Source organism: Vibrio sp. 1CM7H (assembly GCF_023161645.1).
GTDB lineage: Bacteria > Pseudomonadota > Gammaproteobacteria > Enterobacterales > Vibrionaceae > Vibrio > Vibrio diabolicus.
Genome location: NZ_JALNTV010000002.1, coordinates 36,120 through 58,091 on the forward strand (window position 1 = coordinate 36,120; position 21,972 = coordinate 58,091).

Here is a 21,972-nt window from a genome sequence, read left to right on the forward strand (position 1 = left end):
GGGCAAGGGCTGCCCCCTCCCTGTTTACAATATGAACTGCCAATCATTTCATATATAGTTAATTATACGAATAATAGCTTTATTTAGAGTAAGTTGTATCAAATGAGCAATGCTATTAAAATTTTTTCAGATATGTATTCAAGCAGCGTGTTTGAATCGTATGTATCAAATATTCGAGAAGATGTATTTTCGCACTTAACCGATACGGTTACGCTATTTGCAGCTCTTGCGCTACCACTGGCACAACAAACTTTTCAATGGGCTTCAGATAAATATAGCTCTGAGCATTTAGTCGATTTCATTGAATCGAATTCACCAATACACCCAAAAAAGTTAAATAGAAGGCTCATTCTTTATGTTGTAGATGGAAGACGCACTCAACATATCTGAAAATTTAGAGCTGTGACTTTGTTCTTATAAGACAGCGTCCATCTACAGGCTTAATAAGGTCCAACTTCAACCAATGTGACTTCTGCACTATGAAACTGGTAGAAAATAGTGCTCACAAGGTTTATTCTTTCCGATGTTTTACTTTTTTGACAAACTAACCCGTTGCTTGAGAGGATACCATGTTTGCAGAACGCCTAGAACGAGCCCGTAAGGCTGGCATTAGCTAGCGAAAGTTGGCCTGTCATCTAACGCTATTAAAAAGTACGAACATGGTACAACTATGCCCTCTTCTTCAAACTTGCTTAAGCTTGTGAAAGTGCTAGACGTACGCACTGAATACTTCTTTCGACCCACCAAGGTGAGGTTAGAAGGCGTTGAGTACCGCAGCGTGTTAGCACACCAAAGAAAGTACTAAATCGAATCAATGGTGACGTCTTAGAGAAGGCTTGTAATACGTTTGCAGGAAAGTTTCTTCCCCTAGCTAAAACACTGGGGCGAAAACGCCGAGTTTTATAGAAATGAGTCAAATAGATCACAATGAAAGGACCACTGTTACCGGTTTTATTGATCAAAAATTCAGTATTCCTATAGAGGTATTAACTCGTGCGGAGTGGACGCAGCACCTGCAAAAGCACTATCTTTCCGTTGATGGCCCCTATGGACAACAGCCTTTGGAATGGTTAAACGCAACAGCTGAAGACTTAGCTGAGGCTGTGGGCTATCCTGATACTCCCCAGGACCAAGTACTCGATGCATTTATGAAACTTTTCAGCAGAAAGGGGGTTCGTAGAGTGCTTGGGAATAAGGTTTCTAAGCATCAGGGAATGTTTGCTTATAATAACTTCCATTATTTAGTTTTAAGTTGCTTTGTCACTTCCACTCCGATTGGCGCTGGTGATAATAAAGACTTTCGAGATCGGCTTGGTGAGTTATTCCATGACGGTAACGGCAGGGAACAGGGAGTTTCTGGTGTCAATTCTTTATGGGAAGCACTCGCTGAGTGGGTTAATAAGTCCTCCTCTTGGAGACCTATTGTCCTGCCAGATCCTGGTAGTTATATAAATATAGGTATTGCCCTCAAGTTGGCCTATCCATCCTGGGAAGACCTAGCTGCGCTTAAGAAAATACTTAAGAAAGCTCAGGTTAAAGACATGCATAGTCGTTATGCTCTTTTGCAGCATATTCGTAGCTGTCAGTACGAACTGCCTGCATTGGCGCGCCAGAGAATAGGCAAACATATTAATGAACTAGAAGGTCGATTCCGTATCGGAAGGCCGATAGAAAATCATGCGTTCTGGCGAATAGTTGAACGTGTGCTCTATGACATTTCAAACGAAGAAGCTTTCAACCAATCCAAGTTACTTTGGCGGATTTCGGTAGATTTTTATGGGGCGGGTGAAAGTGGAATAGATGTTCTGGTTGCACGAGGAAACAAGAGGGAAGAACTAAGTCAGCCTTGTTGGGAAGGGAGTTTCAGGCAGCTATTAAGCTCATTAAATGATCCTATGATCCCTGTTCAACTTCAGCAGATAATGGCGATGGGCACGGTTCTGCTATTTGAAGGGCATGATGGTTTGTGGACTCAGGATGATCGGCCTGTTGATAATGTATCCACCATTATATTGACTAATGTAAAATCCTATATTTACTCATTTAGAAAACCACTGGAGTTAGAACGTGGCTGGTTTATATCTGAGAAAATGGATATTGATCAAGCTAAGCAACTTACGTTTGGGGCAGGGATTGCCGGTGATTCAAAGGTAGTAACTCGGGAGCTTTCAATTGAGGGGGGAATCAAAGATCGTCTGGGACGGTGGTTGGGCATTCCAGGTTATTTCCCGTATATCAATTTGCCTGAATCTACGGATATTGAATCATCACCAGAGTTGAATCTTCAAATACAGAATCATGTCGCATTGATTGGTGCTAACAACGTACTGGATGGTCAGTGGAATATTCAGATAAATGGAGATCAATTCTATAAGTCGCTGGATTTGTCGTTCACGAGTAAGGCAGCTCGAAATGAGAAATGGCCCAGCCGTCCAGAAAATGGTTTTGTTGACGCACAAGAAGTGCAGTTCGAGGAAGGTGAGTTAATCTTTGATGGCGTAGTACCTGTACATACAGAGTTTTGCTCTTCACGGTTGCTTGATGTATTAGAGGCCATCTATGCCAGAGCAGGCGCCACCCGTTCTGAACGTGACATTTTAAGCTTTTTAAAGCCCGTTTTGCCTGGGAAACTTAATCCTTGGGATCTATTGCGCTCATTAGAAGAAGCGGGATGGTTGAAGAAAGATGTCAGCAAAAAATGGTGCGGAAGACGTTGGCGAGTTTTACCACCTCGCATAGTTAAAACGGGTCATGGTAGAGCAATCATTGAGGGGGCAACTAGCTTTCTTGAACGAGAGCTTCTTGAAGTCGAAGCCAAAAGACACGGTGTCAATTATTTCTTTAATGCAGAACACCCTTGGTCTGTGCCTGTAATAGGTATTGAAGGAGAAAACCTTCAAAGCTTAGCCGATGATTTAAATTGGCCTCTGATTCATGCACGAGAACCCTTATTAGAGCCTGCTCCTAGTTGCTGGTTTACCGATAGTCGAACACATCAAGGTCGAAAGTTAGAAAGTGTTTGGTGCCCCGATACCAAAAGTTTTAAAAAGTCAGAGTTTCGTTCTGAAACAGAGCAACTACAGCTGTATCGGTATGTTCGAGATGATAGCCAGGATTTTTTCTGCATCACGAATGACGAGAAGTTGGTGTTCGGCTATTCTGAGCGCTTAGCTGCTCTCTTAGAGTATTCACGTCAAACGTGTACTTCATTGTTTGCGAGTCGAGAAGACTCACTTATTCGTCAGGCTAAATCTGGTTATTTACCACTGTGTATCTCGAAATGGCTTCGACGAGTAACGGCTCAGCAATCTGGCCCTCGACAGGATGATTCAGAGTTTTGCTATGGCTATGGTGTAACAAGTGCTCAGTTGACCGAGTTAAAAAGAATTTTTGGTCAAGCTATTGGTGATAACGGCTCGGCAAGAAAACAAAATATTATTCAGATAATGGCACAAGATCGACAAAGAGGTCAGCGCAGTCATTGGCCAATCAACAAGGAGTTATAATAAGTGTTAGACGAAGTGTATTTGGGTTTTAGCGATTATGACTATTCATCTGGGCATGGAACACGCATTAAAGCTGCAGCAAAAGAGAATAATGGCTATTGGGTATTTGCAAATAACTTCGAAGATAACCTGCCTCCAAAGGGGAAAGCATTTGCAATTGCTTCTGGACTAAGTTGGCTTAAAAAAGACCAACTGGTTGCTTTCAAAGTACAGCCAATTTCACAGGATGTACGCGATGGTTATGATCAGTTCATCGTAGACCCAGGTGCTAAGCCAGTGCGGAGTATCCTAGATTTTCGTAAAGGTGGAGTGGAGTATGCACGCTATCAGTGTCTTGAGGTTGGTTTTTCAATTGATGCCATTGAGTCGGAAGAAGTCATTATTGCAATATCAGATGAGCAATGCATTGTCGTTTATTTCACTTTAGATCTAACAACTAATCGTTATGTTTCACCAAGTGGAATGGTTACGGTTTGTTCACTTAACCCCGCCATTTTCGAGAGTGACCGAATCAAAGATCGACTCTTCGAGGTGCCTGGTAAGACAGTCGGCGAACCACTCTATGATTTGCCCTGGAAATTTGATCAAGATTTATTAAGCGACTTGCTAGATGCTCTTCGTAAGAGCGATAGCAACGGGCTTAGTAAGAATAAACGAGATGAGTTAGTAAGTGTTTTTACCCGAGCTAAGAACTTAGCCGATGAGCATACAGATATGGCGCATCTAGCTGCTTGGCTTCCTTCATTTTCTAATCGCTTAGATACCTATGTCGATGCTCCCACTCGAATTGCTGACACTCTAATACAAATTGAGCCGGTAAAACAAAAGCTTGAAGAGGCTCGTTGCAAAGTCGAAAACAGCTTACGCGAAGAGCTTGAGCTACACGTTCGCTCACAGCTTGAAGACTGTTATCAAGAACTTAAGCAAGAGATAGAAGCGGCTCGTAATGAATTACAAGCATTATCTGAAGAGCTGGCAGTAAAACAAAATGAAAAAAATGGTATTGAAGCTACTTTTGCTGGCTTGAGAGACGAGCTAATAAGTCAAATTCAGCGCCTAAATCCGGTACTTGGTTTAGAAAATGGCTTGGTTGATAAAGACTTTGAGCAACTATTGAACAGCCTTCGTTCAATATTGGGAGATCATGCCAAACATCTGTCGCCTCGTTATGCACAGATTCCTCCCTGGTCACTGGCGCAATTCGCCAGTTCCAGTGAGCAGATAACCTTCTCTCAATTGCCTGATCGCCTCAATAAAGTCGCCCGTGAGGCTGGAATTTTATCTGAGTCAATGAGTCTGTTTGATGTGGGTGCTCGTTCGGGAGGCCTTGTAATTGTGCCTCAAACACAAGCAGAAGTAATGGTTCCTGCGTATGCTCGTGCGGTTAGTCGCGGAGATTTTGTTCGTGTTGCCCTTGGCCCTAGTGTGTTGCATCTAGATGATCTTTGGGCGCACCCTGCTAAAGATCAACCAACTGGGTTTGCATATGCTTGGCTAGAAGCAGAAAGTAATCCTGATCAAGTTCAGTTGGTCTGGTTGGATGGCCTACACCGAAGTCCAATGGACTTATGGTTGCCAAGTTTGATTGGAGTGTTGCATAGCGAGAAAAGGCCTTCAAATCTTCTAGTGGTAGCCAGTATCGAACATAACCAATGGGATGCCGATCGCGTATGGAGGGAGTTACCAAAATCATCTTTCCCTATTGTGCCTAAAACCCAGTCATGTGGTTTGAAGCAATTCTTAAATCCTGATCAGAAGCAAATCACCTCAATTTGCTGGAGTTCGGGAGCTGATATCATGGTGGATAAAGATGATTTAGACGAGGTGATTGAACTTTGTGATCAAAATGACTATTTCGCACTCAGAACTAAGACCGCTTTATATCGCGCGCTAGCTATGGTCAATAGTTCTAATACTCCAGTCAGCGAACAGTTAGATAAAACTGTAAACCTTCGAGAACAAGGGCTGAAGTGGTTAAAGGGCATTATCGAATAAACTTTCAAGGAAGCTGTCATGCTAGATCCTATTGGTGCATATCAAGAAATTCACAAATTGTATCTGTCTTACTTGGATACTGCTTATCGTATTCGGCGAGAAGAGCTATCGAATGACCGCAGAAGATTGTTGAGCGAACCTGGTACTTTAATGCCTGAGCCATTTTTAGAGCCAATTTTACGCTATCAGCCATCACAAAGTACGCTAGAGTCATTTTTGGATGACGAAACCGAAGCAAACCCATTCAAAAGGTTTAACAGGGAACAACGAATAGCTATTTTAGAAATGATCTATTCAGGGCTTTTTCCAGGTAAGGATGGGACTGGTGAGTTAAAACGAGTCAATGCTTTTAAACCGTATAAGCATCAAGTAGACATGCTTTGGCGTGGATTGAAGCCTGGACGACCTGGTATCGTTACCTCTGGTACTGGTTCGGGTAAAACAGAGTCTTTTCTATTACCCGTGCTTTCAGAACTGGTTGCTGAAGCGACTCGTTGGCCAGTGCCGAAATCTGATTATCTTAGAAATCAGTGGTGGAGTGAGGGGAGTCAGTTCTCTTTGCATCGAGAGGGAGAAAGTCCTGATAGACCAAAAGCTGTCAGGGCACTTTTGCTCTATCCTATGAATGCTCTGGTTGAAGACCAGATGGTTCGTCTCAGGAAAATGCTGGACTCTAGTGAAGCTTGCGAAGTGTTGGATACAAGAGCTAATGGCAACAGGATATTTTTTGGCCGTTATACAGGCGCTAGTCCTGTTGCAGGTTATCGTGAGCATCCAAGATCAAAGGATTCCAAGAAAGAAAAGCAGCGACAGTCGCGAGTGAAAAAGGCTTTGCAAGATGCAGCCAAACACTTCAAAGCGGCATTTAATGCTGACCAAAGTGCCGAAGAATTTAATAGAACAGTTAAAGAACCAGATCAGAAAAAAAATGATTCGACGAGATTTCTATTTCCTTCGCCAGATGGTGCAGAGCTTATTTCTCGCTGGGATATGCAGGAAACACCACCGGATCTGTTAGTCACTAACGTTTCTATGCTGAATGCAATGTTGTCGAGGGAAGTAGAGGCGCCCATCTTTGATCAGACAAGGACATGGCTGGAAACAGATCCTGATGCGTATTTCTTCTTGGTGCTGGATGAGCTGCATTTAATTCGAGGTTCTGCTGGAACGGAAATGGCTGGCTTGCTGCGCCTGCTTATTAATCGCTTGGGGTTGGATCGATCAGCATTTAGACACAAATTACGTATTTTGGCTTCGAGTGCTTCTTTACCGCTTGAGGGAGATATGCGGGAGCAAAGCCTCGAGTATCTCTACGATTTCTTTGGTGATGCGGGTACGCATTCTGGCTCTCTTGAATCAGGTGCTAAGAGTCCTGATGACTGGGAAGAGGCGGTGCTAACGGGACATCCTTTATTACCTCAGCCAAAGCATCAAGATATCTTGAGTCCAGAGCCTTTTGTAAAGCTGCTCAGTTACCTTTCATCGTCAAATAATGAGTTTATCGGGCAACTTCATGTAGAGTTGGATGACGATCCAAAACTTTTACAGCTAATTGCTGAATGTGGGCAGTCATTAGGGGCGGAAATATTATCATCTGAAGAAGTGATAAAAGAGGCCGCAACACGGTTAATGCTCGCTTGTAAAGGTGAGGATGGAATCAAAGCGCGACCACTATCTGTAATTGCTCAAGCTATTTTCGGGTCGAGCCATCAGCAAGAAGCCTTGCGAGGGTTGACGCTACTGAGAGCGTTGGGTGATAAACTAAAAAATATTGATGCGACTAGTTTTAGGCAACATCTTTTCTTACGCAGTCTAGAAGGGCTTTACGCAAGTGCCCAGTTAATTGATGGTCAATTGACATATCATGGCCTCAATGTGGAGAAGGGTAGTAGTCATATTAAGGTTGGCGAAGAGTCCCTACGACTTTTCGAACTTTTCCACTGTGAAAGCTGTCATGAAGAATTTATTGGTGGCCGTAGAGGTAAATTAAGCCAAGGAGGTCCTAAAGAAGACTATGAGATTTTGCCTAATACTCCTGAACTAGAGCGCTTACCGGAAGCCGGTGCTGAAGTAGCAATTGAGCAATTGAGTCATGATGACTTTTTACTATTTTGGCCAGCACAGAATGATGCTCAAAAGGGGGATGATGAGAAGGAAATTTGGAAACTGGCGTTCCTAGACACTCGCAATGGTCAGGTAAAGCAAGAAGCTTCAAACGTATCAGATAGCCCTTTTATATTGTCTGGCCGCCTTTTTCTAAAGCAAGGGTCTCAGCTTGCACTTAAAAGCCCTAAAACAGCAGCACCGCATGTTTGTCCTGCATGCGGCACTGATTACTCACGACGAAGTGAAGAGTATCGAAGATCTCCTATTCGTAGCTTTAAAACCGGTTTTGACAAGACTTCTCAATTATTAGCAACTGAGGTTATGGAAATACTAAAACGCTCAGGAACAGCGACAAAACTCATTTCCTTTTCCGATAGTCGGCAGGATGCAGCAAAAACCGCTCTGAATATTGAGCGTAATCACCACATTGATACACGTAGAAAACTCCTAATTGAAGCGCTTCAGCAAATAGAAATGCCGAAGGAGTCGGTAGCCGAATTAAGAAAAATGCGAGAAGAGGCTGAAGATGCGGGGGATGATGATCTTTTTGATGAGTTGTCGAAGAAAATCAAGGAGATTAAAAATTCTGGGGATGTTAACAGAGTTGCACTTACTCATGTGCTCGAGGTTGACAATCAAGCACGTAAAACAAAATCTTTGCTGGGAAGTATGGCCAGTTTAGGTATGCATCCTACAGATGATTCTGGAGTATCTAAGATTTTTGGTGCTGATGGGGCTGATCGAAAAGTTAAGTATGATTGGACCGACTTATTCAAGATCGAACAAGATAACGTCTATTGGAATGAAGATATACCGGCGAATGATATTCTTGCAGCTCGCGGACATATCTCAACCGAGCAGTTCTCGTTACTAGATGACGTACTTTTTGCAAGAAACTACTTCTCATTGGAAGAAACTGGTTTGGGCTACCCATGCTTAACTAATAAACGAGATAAAAGCTCGGATCTTGCAGATGCATTCCTACGCGTGCTGTCAGATAACTATCGAGTTGAAGCGAATAAGTGGTTTACAAAAGATAGCAAGGAATGGGCTGTTTACTCAGATATTAGTAGCAAAAGAGTAAAAGCATTTATTAATAAAGCTGGACTTACTGAAGACAAGGTAAATGAACTACTAAAACTGTTTTCAGAATATGGTCACACTAATGGTGTGATTCGAATAGAGAAGTTGCATATTTGCCTTGTCAAAGAAAGCGATCCTGTATACGAATGCACGACTTGTGGCCGTGTGCATTTACATTTAGGCGCAGGTATTTGCACGCGTTGTCATGCTCCGCTTCCGGTTAAAAGTAATGGCGTAACAAAAAATCTTCGTGACCGAAACTATATTTCACGACGCTTAACACGAGCATCCAATGAGGATAATAGCTTCCGATTGAGGTGTGAGGAGTTGACTGGCCAAACAGATGATCCGGCAGATCGTTTACGCCGTTTTAATGGTATCTTTATTGATAACACCAATGAACTTGAGAAACTGTCGGAAGAAATTGATTTGTTGTCGGTGACAACCACTATGGAAGTAGGGATTGATATCGGCTCTCTGCAAGCCGTTTATCAGGCGAACATGCCCCCACAGCGATTTAACTACCAGCAGCGTGTCGGCCGTGCCGGTCGACGAGGGCAAGCCTTCTCATTAGCTATGACTTTGTGTCGTGGAAGAAGCCATGATCAGCACTATTTTCATCACCCTGAAGAGATAACTGGTGATGCTCCGCCACCGCCTTTTCTAACACAAGATCATATCGACATTAGTCTTCGATTGCTGCGAAAAGCTTGGCTAACGCGGGCCTTTCAGATTTTACGTGATGAAGATGGAGCTAGGTATCCTGGGGATGTGGTTGCGCCGGATATTCACGGTGAATTTATACCTGCTGCACTTTTTTACGATGATTCGACTAACTGGTCTGCTCGACTTTTGCGAGCGGCAAACCAAACTATTAACTTTGCTAAAGACGTTGCGAAAAGTTTGGGTCAAGGGAAGCCTGAAATATTGGATAGTTTGATTGGGTATACTGAATCGACCACAAAACTTCTTGAGGAAATAAAACATTTCAAATCAGAGGGGAAAAACAGGGATTTGGGTCTTGGGCAATTCTTAGCGGAATGCGCCTTGCTACCCATGTTTGGTATGCCGACACGTATTCGCCCACTATATCTAGGGATGAAATCTAAAAATGGCAAAGACCCTGAATGGGATGCAGTTGATCGTGATTTAGACATAGCAATCTATGAGTTTTCACCAGGGCAGATATTAGTTCGAGATAAGCGTTTGCATAAGAGTATTGGAGTAACCAGTTCTTTAGGTTTTATCCAGCCTTCAAGAGAGGGTAACAAGCTTATACCTGAGCCAGTATCCCAGTGGTGGACTGATACAGAGATGTTGGCTGACTGCCCTCATTGTGGGGCTTTACAAAGTAAATTTATAGACAACGTGGCTGCTGACCAAGTTTGTTCTGACTGTGGCGAATCTATACCTGTATCTATGTTCGAGCAGTACCACTCACCAGCGGCATTTAGAACAGATTTTTATCCACAAGTTTCCGATGGAACAGAGCCACAAAAGCCTGCATTAAGAAGAGAAACCAGCTCAATCATATCTCCGATGGTCAATCATCAGGTTGAACGAACTAATGTTATGATTGCAAGTGGTAGTGATGCCCTCGTTATCAGAAGAAATAGAGGACCGATTGATACTACATTCGAGCATCAGCCTTTTACATTAGTTCGAAAAACACAAACTAATGTTTATTCTGCTGATGTCAAACTAAGTCAATTATCTAATCAAACTATAGATACAGAACTAGTCTATGGTAATAATTGGCAATCCCCTCCAGAAGGCTCTGAACCAGAGCAAGTGCGCTTCTATTCAAAAAAGAAAACAGATGCAATCAGTTTGGGAATGATAAGCATAGCTCCTGGATTAGATCTTCATAAAGTAGGTACGCGAGAACGAGAGCATACAAAAATACGTTCCGCAGCTCTCAGTGCAACACACATGCTTGTTCAGCGAGCTGCATTGGCGATGGATATTGCGCCAGAAGAGTTTGAAGTGCTTGAGCCTAGATTACGGGAAGGTCACCCATACCTGCAAATTGCTGATACTTTGGTTAACGGCGCAGGTTTTAGTAAGCGACTCGCTGCAAACTGTCTCAAAGAGCCGTTAGCTGTAGAGTTAATGCGATCAATGTTGAATGATCCAAAAGACCAAATGTCGAGAGTTTTTTTTGAGCAGCAACATCGTGATCAATGTGCGCTTTCGTGTTATCGCTGTATTCAACGTTTTGGCAACAAAAACTATCATGGTCTTCTTGATTGGCGTCTCGGACTAAGCTTTATACGTTGCCTGTTAGAGCCTGAACATCGCGTAGGGTTAGACGGTGATTTTGAAACTTATCGAGAATTAAGTGATTGGCCAAAATTAGCAATGGAAGCAGCCCTATCGATTCAAAAGTTGAATCCCAGCACAAGGAAAGTGATTCAGATGGGAGTGCTTAACTTGCCAGTGGTTACAGATGAAAAAGAAGCTTATATGGTCGTCCACCCATTTTGGGATGTATTAAATTCGCCCTCTGAAGTGATAAATGAGTCTCTTGCCGAGCTAAGAAGACAGTTTGATAAGGTATATTGTATCGATACTTTTGAGGCAAACAGAAGATTGATGAACACTCTCGATCGACTTCGAAAATCCTAGTCGCATTCTCGATATTCGGTGGATTTCTATCGACCTTGGTTGTGAGCATGGCGTCACAACCAAGGTAATGGTTGATAACTCAGAGAATACGCGTGAGTTGCTTAAGGAACATGCGATTAAGACCGCAACATGGGACAATTTTGTCAAGTTAATCTAACGACGACTTCAGCCAACCATGAACCAGCTTTCCCTCGCCGATACTGAATTTGCCACTAAATCGCAAAGAACTCTTCCTTGGTCTAATGGAGGAGTTGATTCCTTGGCAGCAGCTTGAGTCACAAATTTAGCCATTTTACCCAAAGGCTGGTAACGGTCGTCATCCATACTTTTTATCTGCTATGTAGCGTATCCCTTTTATGCTAAACAGGTACAACATGGGGGACTGGATGAGAGGATGAGAATAATTGGCCACTCAGATAGAAGTTGTTTACCATACCTCTACTAATCCATTAAAAGCTAATTTAGAAAATTTAATAACAAATTTCTGTCCAAATGTGAGTTAGCAGAGCTTTATGGCTGTTTACTTCGATAGCTACACATGTGCTACATATCCTTTTGAGTCATATCTATTTTGTTTTTTAAGTTGCTGTATTTTATGGGTTTTATTTTTTTTATTATCCCTTAACAGGGCGTTATAACTACTTATTAAGATCGAGTATGAAAGAATAAATAGAAAAAACAACCATCTTGATGGCTCAACTTAACAAAGCATGTTCTTTACACAACAGTCGAGAGTATTTCGCTTCAATTACTCTTGCGGGGTGTGCGGAGAGTTTGAGTGAAGAATTGCTAGCATCAAAAGATGAAGAGTCATACAACTCGTTCTTTGAGTCAGTTATTCGTAAACTAGCAGAAATTCGAGGCAAGAACTCACCGTCGAAGCGAGATATTCTTCGTGGGAAAAATCGGGTTAGAAATTCTTTCAAGCATCATAGTAAAGGCGACTCTGACACTATCACGTTGGACATGAAGCATGAGTCCTTAATCCTTATCATGTCAGCTCTAGAAAATTACTCTAGGCTTGGTTTTGAACAAACACCAGTTATGGAACGTTTCGTAAAAAGAAACCGTTGAGAATTGGTGGAACCGCAGTTATAACAAACTGTTTAAGAGTGATTCAGCACGCTTGGCATTTTTGGTTTGAGTTAAGTTCAGTGTTTACGGTGGTCAAATTGAGTGCTGTGGATGCGTGCTTCACACCTTAATTGGGCGTTATAGCGCAGAACAAGCTTCGGAGTATTTGTGATTTTAGAATTTCCAACAAAAGATGATTTTTATAGCGCTGCCAATGGTTTTCTCAATGCTTCATGGGATTCTGTGACTGAGCACTTACATGAATTTGAAACTCTATATAGTGTAATTGCTGATAGCGACCACGAAAATGAGAGAAAACGCTATTGGGCTTCTGCGAAGCAAACGCTAGTCAGTGCAACGGCATTAGTACAGCAATCTGTAGAATTTTACATCAAAGGACGAATCGTTAATGTTTCTCCCTATTTACTGATTTCTGGAAACCCACAATCATGGCCAAAAGGGTGTAACAAAAGGGATATAGAATTTTCAGCATTTCGTACTTTGGATGCACAAGATTTAATAAAAGTTCACGACACTGTTTGTCCCGATCGTTTTACGGATCAGTTCCTTCAATGGAATGATGACTTACGAACAATTAGAAATAAGGTGATGCATACAGTTGATAAATCTCTGAATGTCACTCCTGAAGAAGTGGTCAGCTTTATTCTATATACCCATAGTTACTTTCAAGGTTCATTGTGTTGGTTTGAATCAAGGAGAAAATATCTTGAAAATACGCCAGCAAACTCAATGAAGAGTATCCAGTCTGACGAAGATCACCAGTCGTATATAGTCAATTCACTTTTAATTGATTATCGCTTAGCCATTGATGTCTTGCCTCCTGCTGCATGTAAGAAATATTTGGGCTACGACAAGAAATCCAGATCCCTGCATTGCCCTCGTTGCGCTAACACCGTATCTCGCATGGACTTCTGGGATGACGAGTTCATTCATGAGTGTGCTAAAACTTACCAAAGGTTACCTGATTCTGATGAGTATTTGTGTAAGCTATGTAGCCATCAGGGCAAAGTTTTAGAGCGTAGCTGTGAAGAATTAGGCTGTGAGGGCAAACTACAGGATAGCAAAAGTGGAATTTGCTTCTCATGCTTCTTTGAAAACGCGCTATAACAAACAATTTAAGAGTGATTCAGCACGCTTGGCATTTTTGGTATGGGTTAAGTTCTGTGTTTACGGCGGTCAAATTAAGTGTAGTGGTCGCGTGCTTCACACCTTAATTGGGCGTTATGCCTAAGGTGAAATTGATGATCAAGCAGCTTGATTCAAACGAAAAATCAGTGGTTGAACTGTCAGAGTGTTGCTTCGATGAACTTCGTCAAGTTTACAGGCCAACTGAGCTCGCAGTTAGCAATAAAAACAGTGCTAAAAGTGAGTGGAGTTGTTTTGGTTTCCATGTTGATCAGGTTTTAGTTGGAGTAGTTGAAGCTAAACAGGTTGGCTCAGAATTGCAGATTAGCTCGTTAGCAGTTGCACCAAGTTTTCGCCAAAAAGGTGTAGCGAGAAAACTCGTCGATTTCGTTGTTACACAGTTTAAGCCTATTAACTCAGTTTCGGTTTGGTGTGTTGAGCAAACAGGTAATGTCGCTGTTTTTAAGGCACTAGGCTTTAATGTGATTCAACGTTTTGATTCAGCCTTCTTCATACTTTCCGACGGTTCAAAAGCGGTAGAAGTTCAGTTAAAACAAAAAGTAACGGCATAACAAAGCGTTCAAGAGGGATTCATGCCGCGTGGCATTTTTGGTATGCAGTGAGTTTTGGTGGTGAAAGTGGTCTGCGGAAAGTTGGTTTATGCGGCATTCACCCCTTAACGCGGCGTTATGTTTAATCACGTAAAATCAGTAGCTTGTGTCTTTTCTTTGCTCCCAAAGTCATTCTGTTTTGGTCTTTTAGCAAATTGGCATCGTTTGACGTTGTTTTCCGAACATTTTCCTCAATCTTTAAGTTAGAACTTCAGTTTTTGTGTTTTCTGTTTTCAAAGTTTAATTTAGTCAAATTTATGATTTGATTAAGTTTTTTAACTTTTGGTTTTGTTTACAAATGTAAGTCGGGTTAGACTTCCGTATAGTTAAACGTAAGGTATTGAATCTTAAACATAACAAACAGTTCAAGAGGGATTCAGCACGCGTGGCATTTTTACTATGCGTTGCGTTTAGTGTTTAAGGTGGTTTGCGGAGGCTCTGGTATTGCGTGCCTCACACCTTAACAAGGCGTTATGTTCTCCGAGGAAAAAATGAAATATTGTATAAAAAAAATAGAGAAAGCCCTTCTCGAATATTTTCGTTCAAACCTTGAAAGGTTGTCAGATAAAGAAATTGATCTGATCGATATTGGGGTGTTTCCGTGGCACTCTAAGATAGAAGTTTCTTTCTATGAATCTGGAGATTCCGCATCATTGGATGATATTGCAGCATGGAAGTTATATGATTTTTCCAGCATGAGTGAAGGGCATTGGAATTTGGGTTTAGATGTAGCGGAAGATTTGTCTAAAGAATGGGATAAAAGTAGAGATATTTTACCATTTTTGTTTAATTTTTCATCTGCTGTTACATCGGATGCTGTAAGAGCAGCTATCGGTGAATATAAACTGTCAAACAACTTCTGTGTTCAAATTCTTGATCCGGACAAGCCTAATTCTAAAAACTACTGTGAGTGGTAAGAAACTAAAAATAAGATGTCGTTTCTAATAGATAATGCGGCTGCTAATTCAACAAACATAACAAAGCATTTAAGCGTGATTCTCAACGCTTGGCATTTTCAGTTCAAGGTTGGGTTTCGTGTTTACGGCGCAACGGTTTAGTGTAGGTGGCAGCGTTGCTCACACCTTAATGCGGCGTTATGCCTCTAAGAGGAAATATGGATAGTAAATGGGAGTGTTTTGGGTGCGGGCATAGTAATGCACACTCATCATTGAAGTGTGAAAAGTGCGGGGCTTTAGGCAAAGAGCTTTCAAATAAGCAGATGGCAAACCACCTACTAGGGAATGACAAAATGAAATCGGAGTTTGAATACTGCTGTGATAAATGTGGTTCAGAGTCATATGAGGTTGGTGAGTTAAGAGCCAGTGGTGGATTTTGGAGTACATTTTTCAATTACAACAAACACCGTTTTTATTTCTTATCATGCAGTAACTGCGGTCACACCGAGTTTTACAAACGAGGTCTAGGTACTGGACAAAAAATACTAGATTTTCTGGGTGGTTAGCATAGGCATAACAAACTGTTCAAGAGGGATTCGCAACGCGTGACATTTTCACTATGCGTTGGTTTTGGTGTTTAAGGTGGTCTGCGGCGGCTTCGGTATTGCGTTGCTCACCCCTTAACAGGGCGTTATGCTCTCAGGAGGGAGTTGTGTATCTCAGGGAAAAAGATAAAGCTTTGAATAAAGGTGCAATTTTAATCGGCACTATAGGTATTATCGTTATTTCTATTGCATCAGGAAGCTTATTTGTAGCGCTAGGTTTGAGCTCGATAGCCGCAATTAGCTTATTGTTACAGCAAAAGCTTCCGGATAAAAATGGTCTTTACAGCATCGAGGTTCTAGGTGGGCGTATTAGTCTTAAACTGGGAAATAGCGCACTTTGGCATTTGAGTGTATGTGATGTTGAGTCCTATGATACGACTTACTCAAGGGACGGTGCAGTGATCAAAGAAATTACTTTAAAAACGGTGAACGATAGTTATGTCTTACCAAAACTAGATCGCTTTGAAACTACCGCAGTTTTGGATCTTGTAAGTCTTTTACAAACCCTAAAAGAACGAGCATAACAAATTGTTCAAGAGTGATTCGGCACGCGTGGCATTTTTACTATGCGTTAGTTTTAGTGGTTAAGGTGGTATGCGGAAGCATCGGTATTGCGTGCCTCACACCTTAACAAGGCGTTAGCCCTCAAGGAGAATATAAAAAATTGTTTGAAAATCATTTAAAAAGAACAAAATTCTTACTGTTTTTGCAGGGTATATCTGTTGCAGTTACTCTGTTTCTATTATTTACCTTGCTTGCCCAAGTAAATCAATTGAGCTCTTCGAGTCTTTTTCTCACATTTGCAATTGTTTTAGTGATGCTAAGTTTGAATTTGTCTAGTTTTTACGGGTTGTTAAAAAAGAAGCTTTGGGTATTTAAGTTAATGATCGTTCTTTATTTAATTCAGATTATAGATATAGAGACACCTAACTTTTCCTTAGCCTTTTCTTTTGGAGTTGAAGTACCGATAAGTGTGAATGTTAATGAAGTAACAGTTTCTCTAAACTTAATGGCAATCTTGGTGGTTTGGTTGTCGTATACAAGTCTTAACCTTTTGAAAAAGGGCTAACAAATTGTTCAAGAGTGATTCGGCACGCGTGGCATTTTTACTATGCGTTGGTTTTAGTGGTTAAGGTGATATGCGGAAGCTTCGGTATTGCGTGCCTCACACCTTAACGCGGCGTTAGCTTAAATCATTAACAAGGATGTGTAATGAGAAAAAAAAAATGGATATTTGCGGCAATTATACTCATTGGTGGACCTTCACTATTGCCATTTAGCTTAGAAGTGATCTCTCTAATTGAGTTATTTGGCTTTTTGGGCTTATGGACAATTTATTCATCCTACGCAGAATATTTGGTTAATCATCCTCGATTCAAACGTGGCTGTCGTTTAGCTACTAGTTGGGATTTCCAACCTCAAATGCTGTTTTCTCCAAGTGAGCTAAAAGCATGTCCCCAGTTAGTTTTTCATATGCTCCCAGTTCAAAGCATAATGATTTGGACACTGAACATTCTGTTTTGGGGTGGTATGGTTTGGTGCGACATAATTTAAGCTAACAAACTGCTCAAGAGGGATTCGCAACGCGTGGCATTTTTACTATGCGTTGATTTTAGTGATTAAAGAGGTGTGCGGAAGCATCGGTATTGCGTTGCTCACCCCTTAGCAGGGCGTTATGTCTAATCCCCTCAAATGGAAGCAAAAATGAACATTGAGATTAAAAGATCTATTAGAACTTCGAGCAGTGAGTCGTATCTGTTTTTTAACACGGAAGGGCGATTAGGTACTCTTGATCTGCACTATTTACAGTCTATACATGGAACTTTAATTTTGGAGCAAGAGCTTACCGAATAGAAGTCGAAGAGTTACTTAAGAAAATTGAAGATGACATAGTAGATAGTATCTATCCTAGAGAGGACTTTATTTTTTCCGTTTACCAAGGCAAGGAGATTGTTTTTTATTCGGATAACATATCGGAAGACTCCAGGAAGTATGAATCTGCTCGAATCAAGGATATCGAAGGCATCTCTAAGCAGTTAGCGACAGTTCTTGGAAAACAGCATAATATAAGAGGAAAACTCGCTGAGCATGCAGGAATAGAGTTTTTTGAAACTCTCGGTTACCAATGTTGCTTAAGTCGCAAGATAGATAAGGGCCTCGATCATCAGAAAGTTGATTTGGTGGCTGAGAAAAATGGCGAAACTACGTTTATTCAAGTTAAAGCGGGGGCAATAAGTGATAAAGCGATTGAAACAATGGTTAAAGCTATGTCACTTTATACATATAGCACACCAAAGAATATAGTATTTTTAGCAAATGAGTATTCAAAAAACAGTGAAGAGCTACGTGTGTATTTGGAAAGTAAGTATCAGATGAAAATTCGTTTTTATCATGTTTATCAGGTGCTAAAGTCACTTCCGGAATATAAAAATAGCTTTTAGACATAACAAACAATTTAAGAGTGATTCAGCACGCTTGGCATTTTTGGTTTGGGTTTAGGTCAGTGTTTAAGGTGTTCAAATGAAGTGCCGTGGTCGCGTGCTTCACACCTTAATTGGGCGTTATATTTTTCTGAGGTATCGATGGAACAAATAATTTCTAGATCATTTGATGAAATGGTCGTGACTTACACCCGAACGCTAACAAACTTTTATCCAGCGCGAGGGAGTACTGGTTTCACAGAAGCCAACCAAGTTCATATCTACGTAAATGCCCTAATGAAGTGTCTCGATGATGATCGAGCTGTATCATGGCTTGAGTTTCCGTGGGTTGAGAAAAAGCAGCACATTGATGGTTTTGTTTTTTCCCCTAAGCACAAAGCTGTTTTTTTCATTGAGGCAAAACGTTTATCTCACACAAAGAAAAAACAAGAAATTATAAACGATATTGAGCGTCTACATCATCGAGACAAAAAGTTCCTTCATGACAATGGGATTACCGGTTTCGAAAGTGAATACGTAGTTGCTTTATCTGATGTTTGGCTTGAGACAAAGTGGAAACGCTCGATGCCTGAATGGTGGTGTGGACTAAACAATGTACCAGAGCAAGTTGTGGCACATGGTTCACTTAGTACCCCAGATAGTACAATTCACAATAGCTTGGTTGATCTAAATTGGCACCGAAGTACCCCATATGCATATTGGATGGGTGAGCATTGTGAAAGCGTAAAAAACTACTGTTTATTGATGGCGGCATCAAAAATATAACAAACAATTTAAGAGTGATTCCCCACGCTTGGCATTTTTGGTTTGGATTTGGTTTAGTGTTTACGGTGTTCAAATTGAGTGTCGTGGTAGCGTGGCTCACACCTTAATTGGGCGTTAGGTGCTTGAAGGAAAAGGTAAGTATGGAAATTGCTTTTCGGCAGATAAACATTGATGATTTCGAATTATGCGTTGCTGCGAGAAAAGATGCATACTTTTGTAGTTTTGGGCATTACGATGGTTTCGACGACTTCATCAGTGGTTATCGTGAACGCGTCTTAGACCGTTTAGCAACATCAGGATGGTTCTATATCCATATATTTGTGGATGGTCAGTTTGCAGGGCAGTTAGAGTTTCGTAGCTTTTCACCCGAGCCGGAGACTGGTTATGTGCACCTCATTTACTTACAGCCGAATTTTCGTGGTTCAGGACTCGCTCCAAAAGTGCAGGATTATATTGTAAGCACTTTGAGTAAAGCGGGGTGTGTGCGTGCTGTACTTTCAGTAAGCCGAACTAACCATCGAGCTCTCACATTCTATAAGCGCCATGGTTGGGAGTTCGTGCGCAAGAATCCCAAGCACGATGAAACAGACTTTTACCAACTTTGGCTACGCACCTAACAAACTGTTCAAGAGGGATTCGCAACGCGTGGCATTTTTACTATGTGTTGATTTTAGTGATTAAGGTGGTGTGCGGTGGCTTCGGTATAGCGTTGCTCACCCCTTAACAGGGCGTTAGTACTGGATTGGCATCAACGGTAAAATTTTCGGAGTTTATCGGTTTCTTTTCCTAGCTTTACACCTGGTTAAATGTGCCTTTCACGTTCTTTCCGGTGGCACTATATGAGTTGTGTTCGCGTTGATTTCACCGTTTACGGTTTCTAACTTTCGGGTTATTTCTTTGGTGTGGTTTCTTTGATGCTGGGAAATTTTCGTCAAACACTGAGTTTCTTTGGCGCGGTTGTTTAATCCTGAAGACCGTATCCTTTGCTAATTTGAAAACGGTGAAAATAGGTCAGTTAAGCAAGTTTTTCTTCTCGCCAACTTGCGTTTTGAGATTGAGTTCTAGTTTGGCAGTTGTCCCTTTAGCTTCAGCGTTTTAAGTCTTAATTTTCGTGCTATATTTCAATATCTTGGCATGTACCAAAGGTTAACGGGCAGCGTACTAACAAACAATTCAAGAGGGATTCGTAACGCGTGGCATTTTTACTATGCGTTAATTTTAGTGATTAAGGTGGTTTGCGGTGGCATCGGTGTTGCGTTACTCACCCCTTAATTGGGCGTTAGCCGTCATGGGGCTTGCTATACTCAAAGTGATAGAATAGTATCACTTTAGTATTCCTTTGGAGCAGCCCTCATGAAAGTAGAACTAGTTACATCACTTAAACGCCAAGCAACCAAGATCCTCGCCGATCTCCACGACACTAAAGAACCAGTGTTAATTACCGAGCATGGTAAGCCATCTGCGTATCTAGTTGATGTTGATGATTACGAGTTCATGCAAAATCGTTTGGCTATTCTTGAGGGGATCGCACGAGGTGAACGCGCACTAGCTGACGGTAAAGCGGTAAGTCATGATGAAGCCAAGGAAAAAATGTCAAAATGGCTGAAATAATCTGGACTGAGCCAGCGTTATCTGACCTCAACGATATCGCAGAATACATAGCACTTGAAAATATTGTTGCTGCAAAGCAGTTAGTACAAACGATCTTCTCAAAAGTCGAACGACTACAAACTTTCCCAGAGTCAGGTCGTATTCCACCCGAACTAGAACATTTAAATTATCGTGAAGTTGTCGTTAATCCATGTCGTGTTTTCTATAAGCAAGATGGCGACAAGGTGTTTATTCTTTTTGTAATGCGTGCTGAGAGAGATTTACGGAAGTTCTTGTTGAGTAAGCAATAACCGTTGGGAATGAGCGGTAACAAACTGTTCAAGAGGGATTCGCAACGCGTGGCATTTTTACTATGCGTTGGTTTTAGTGATTAAGGTGGTTTGCGGCAGCTTTGGTATTGCGTTGCTCACCCCTTAACAGGGCGTTATACCTCATTTTTTAACTTGATACGGAAAATTTAGATGCTTAACACACACATGAATGCCACAGAGGCGCATTTGGTTAGTATTTCACAGATACCTGCAAACACCGGACATACGCTTCATCGTGGAACTCCTAGGGAAGCATTTATCAAAGAGTTTCTCGAGGGGCATTTGAGTTCAAATGTATCTATTGGTACTGGAGAAATCATTGACTCTCGGTCTCAACCACGTTCTCCAAGAAATCAATACGACAATTAACTAATGGACTTGTACAATGTAAGAGTTGCCATGTGAATAACAAGCATGTGTTGCGTTGGCCTTCTGATGCTTATTGGCAATGGCCCAATTAGAGGTGAACTACTGTGGGCATGGGATAAAGAGCACGCTCAATTAATTCTAAACTATGTAAAAACACGCATGAGACCGTCAAGGCACTCCTATAGTTTGCGCTATATCCGAACACACTTTTTGTCAGCAAAAGTACGAGATCTTGTAGTTCAAAAAATGGAACGTAGTATAAATGCCTAACAAACTGTTCAAGAGTGATTCGCAACACGTGGCATTTTCACTATGCGTTGGTTTAAGTGATTAAGGTGCTATGCGGTGGCTTTGGTATTGCGTTGTTCACCCTTTAACAGGGCGTTAGATGCTTGATAATAGTGGCTAGTTTGTTAATTACATTTACTATAGATATTTCTAGAAGTCTGTCGAATGTTGATTGACTCCTGTTGAAGGTTGGAATTGCCTGAATAACATAGAATGTTACTGTTTTAAGTTTATGGGTATTTGTTGATGGTAGCTATCGAGAGTTCAGTTGGTGCTGGTGGAGTTAATAAGAAAAAAGATGTAAAAATTGTTCAGATTTTGCTAAACAGTCAAGCTAAGGTAGGAAAGCTAATAACCGATGGTTTGTGTGGTTCAAAGACAATCGGGGCAATACTTTCTTATCAAAGAACTATAATGCCAGGTTGGAAGCCTGATGGTAGAGTAGATCCGAATGGAAGAACTTTTCGCGAGCTGTTAATGTATGTGCCTAAAAAATAAAAGGAAAAACTTAGTAGTCCATTAATTGTTCGCAATATA

At 41.4% G+C, this 21,972-nt stretch carries 19 protein-coding genes and 1 pseudogene; all 20 read left to right on the plus strand.

All coding sequences use genetic code 11. From position 1 onward, the window contains the following. Nucleotides 1-102: 102 nt before the first annotated feature. The 20 genes and pseudogenes from MSG33_RS08475 (at nucleotide 103) to MSG33_RS08615 (ending at nucleotide 21,933) form a co-directional block, all read left to right on the plus strand. Nucleotides 103-390: a hypothetical protein gene (locus tag MSG33_RS08475; protein ID WP_193300312.1), complete on the plus strand. Its 288-nt coding sequence runs from the start codon at nucleotides 103-105 to the stop codon at nucleotides 388-390. Between the two features lie 518 nt (nucleotides 391-908). Continuing rightward, complete coding sequence (locus MSG33_RS08480; protein WP_085344670.1) at nucleotides 909-3,506, plus strand: hypothetical protein; 2,598 nt, start codon at nucleotides 909-911, stop codon at nucleotides 3,504-3,506. 3 nt (nucleotides 3,507-3,509) lie between these two features. Continuing rightward, the gene (locus MSG33_RS08485; RefSeq protein WP_085344669.1) at nucleotides 3,510-5,501 is read left to right on the plus strand and encodes a hypothetical protein; all 1,992 of its coding nucleotides are present in this window, start codon (nucleotides 3,510-3,512) and stop codon (nucleotides 5,499-5,501) included. Between the two features lie 18 nt (nucleotides 5,502-5,519). After that, nucleotides 5,520-11,318, plus strand: coding sequence for a DEAD/DEAH box helicase (locus MSG33_RS08490; RefSeq protein WP_248380637.1), 5,799 nt, complete (start codon nucleotides 5,520-5,522; stop codon nucleotides 11,316-11,318). Nucleotides 11,319-11,493: 175 nt separating this feature from the next. Next, nucleotides 11,494-11,659 (plus strand): annotated as a pseudogene (locus MSG33_RS23590) (IS5/IS1182 family transposase); the annotation flags it as partial. A gap of 349 nt (nucleotides 11,660-12,008) precedes the next feature. Then, entirely contained in the window at nucleotides 12,009-12,392 is a 384-nt protein-coding gene (locus tag MSG33_RS08495; protein WP_248380638.1) for a hypothetical protein, read from the plus strand. Nucleotides 12,393-12,560: 168 nt separating this feature from the next. Next, entirely contained in the window at nucleotides 12,561-13,520 is a 960-nt protein-coding gene (locus MSG33_RS08505) for a hypothetical protein (RefSeq protein ID WP_248380642.1), read from the plus strand. A 134-nt stretch (nucleotides 13,521-13,654) separates the two neighbouring features. After that, the gene (locus MSG33_RS08515; RefSeq protein ID WP_206634927.1) at nucleotides 13,655-14,110 is read left to right on the plus strand and encodes a GNAT family N-acetyltransferase; all 456 of its coding nucleotides are present in this window, start codon (nucleotides 13,655-13,657) and stop codon (nucleotides 14,108-14,110) included. Then, nucleotides 14,107-14,235, plus strand: a complete 129-nt coding sequence (locus tag MSG33_RS23535) for a DUF3265 domain-containing protein (RefSeq protein WP_085344809.1) — start codon at nucleotides 14,107-14,109, stop codon at nucleotides 14,233-14,235. The genes MSG33_RS08515 and MSG33_RS23535 overlap by 4 nt, the downstream gene beginning before the upstream one ends. 405 nt (nucleotides 14,236-14,640) lie before the next feature. Further along, nucleotides 14,641-15,066, plus strand: coding sequence for a hypothetical protein (locus MSG33_RS08525; RefSeq protein ID WP_248380644.1), 426 nt, complete (start codon nucleotides 14,641-14,643; stop codon nucleotides 15,064-15,066). A gap of 332 nt (nucleotides 15,067-15,398) precedes the next feature. Next, nucleotides 15,399-15,611 carry a zinc ribbon domain-containing protein gene (locus MSG33_RS08530; protein WP_025506750.1) on the plus strand — a complete coding sequence of 71 codons (213 nt, stop codon included), beginning with the start codon at nucleotides 15,399-15,401 and terminating at the stop codon, nucleotides 15,609-15,611. Between the two features lie 146 nt (nucleotides 15,612-15,757). Continuing rightward, complete coding sequence (locus tag MSG33_RS08540; RefSeq protein ID WP_145473876.1) at nucleotides 15,758-16,174, plus strand: hypothetical protein; 417 nt, start codon at nucleotides 15,758-15,760, stop codon at nucleotides 16,172-16,174. A 140-nt stretch (nucleotides 16,175-16,314) separates the two neighbouring features. Beyond that, nucleotides 16,315-16,719, plus strand: a complete 405-nt coding sequence (locus tag MSG33_RS08550; protein ID WP_025624180.1) for a hypothetical protein — start codon at nucleotides 16,315-16,317, stop codon at nucleotides 16,717-16,719. A 143-nt stretch (nucleotides 16,720-16,862) separates the two neighbouring features. Then, nucleotides 16,863-17,204, plus strand: a complete 342-nt coding sequence (locus MSG33_RS08560) for a hypothetical protein (RefSeq protein ID WP_248380646.1) — start codon at nucleotides 16,863-16,865, stop codon at nucleotides 17,202-17,204. 626 nt (nucleotides 17,205-17,830) lie between these two features. Further along, nucleotides 17,831-18,091, plus strand: a complete 261-nt coding sequence (locus MSG33_RS08570; RefSeq protein ID WP_248380648.1) for a hypothetical protein — start codon at nucleotides 17,831-17,833, stop codon at nucleotides 18,089-18,091. 141 nt (nucleotides 18,092-18,232) lie between these two features. Further along, nucleotides 18,233-18,856: a hypothetical protein gene (locus MSG33_RS08575; protein WP_005386958.1), complete on the plus strand. Its 624-nt coding sequence runs from the start codon at nucleotides 18,233-18,235 to the stop codon at nucleotides 18,854-18,856. A 140-nt stretch (nucleotides 18,857-18,996) separates the two neighbouring features. Then, nucleotides 18,997-19,473, plus strand: coding sequence for a GNAT family N-acetyltransferase (locus MSG33_RS08585; RefSeq protein ID WP_042773224.1), 477 nt, complete (start codon nucleotides 18,997-18,999; stop codon nucleotides 19,471-19,473). 736 nt (nucleotides 19,474-20,209) lie between these two features. After that, on the plus strand, nucleotides 20,210-20,467 hold the full coding sequence (locus tag MSG33_RS08600) for a type II toxin-antitoxin system Phd/YefM family antitoxin (protein ID WP_042524229.1): 258 nt from the start codon (nucleotides 20,210-20,212) through the stop codon (nucleotides 20,465-20,467). Next, entirely contained in the window at nucleotides 20,455-20,757 is a 303-nt protein-coding gene (locus MSG33_RS08605; RefSeq protein ID WP_104971831.1) for a type II toxin-antitoxin system RelE/ParE family toxin, read from the plus strand. Before MSG33_RS08600 ends, MSG33_RS08605 begins: the two co-directional genes overlap by 13 nt. A gap of 924 nt (nucleotides 20,758-21,681) precedes the next feature. Then, the gene (locus MSG33_RS08615; RefSeq protein WP_248380650.1) at nucleotides 21,682-21,933 is read left to right on the plus strand and encodes a hypothetical protein; all 252 of its coding nucleotides are present in this window, start codon (nucleotides 21,682-21,684) and stop codon (nucleotides 21,931-21,933) included. The last annotated feature ends 39 nt before the right edge of the window (nucleotides 21,934-21,972 follow it).

Coding starts and splice junctions, on each gene's coding strand:
- MSG33_RS08475 (WP_193300312.1), top strand. CDS start 103: ATGAGCAATGCTATTAAAATTTTTTCAGATATGTATTCAAGCAGCGTG.
- MSG33_RS08480 (WP_085344670.1), top strand. CDS start 909: ATGAGTCAAATAGATCACAATGAAAGGACCACTGTTACCGGTTTTATT.
- MSG33_RS08490 (WP_248380637.1), top strand. CDS start 5,520: ATGCTAGATCCTATTGGTGCATATCAAGAAATTCACAAATTGTATCTG.
- MSG33_RS08495 (WP_248380638.1), top strand. CDS start 12,009: ATGGCTCAACTTAACAAAGCATGTTCTTTACACAACAGTCGAGAGTAT.
- MSG33_RS08515 (WP_206634927.1), top strand. CDS start 13,655: ATGATCAAGCAGCTTGATTCAAACGAAAAATCAGTGGTTGAACTGTCA.
- MSG33_RS08525 (WP_248380644.1), top strand. CDS start 14,641: ATGAAATATTGTATAAAAAAAATAGAGAAAGCCCTTCTCGAATATTTT.
- MSG33_RS08530 (WP_025506750.1), top strand. CDS start 15,399: ATGAAATCGGAGTTTGAATACTGCTGTGATAAATGTGGTTCAGAGTCA.
- MSG33_RS08560 (WP_248380646.1), top strand. CDS start 16,863: ATGAGAAAAAAAAAATGGATATTTGCGGCAATTATACTCATTGGTGGA.
- MSG33_RS08575 (WP_005386958.1), top strand. CDS start 18,233: ATGGAACAAATAATTTCTAGATCATTTGATGAAATGGTCGTGACTTAC.
- MSG33_RS08585 (WP_042773224.1), top strand. CDS start 18,997: ATGGAAATTGCTTTTCGGCAGATAAACATTGATGATTTCGAATTATGC.
- MSG33_RS08600 (WP_042524229.1), top strand. CDS start 20,210: ATGAAAGTAGAACTAGTTACATCACTTAAACGCCAAGCAACCAAGATC.
- MSG33_RS08605 (WP_104971831.1), top strand. CDS start 20,455: ATGGCTGAAATAATCTGGACTGAGCCAGCGTTATCTGACCTCAACGAT.
- MSG33_RS08615 (WP_248380650.1), top strand. CDS start 21,682: ATGGTAGCTATCGAGAGTTCAGTTGGTGCTGGTGGAGTTAATAAGAAA.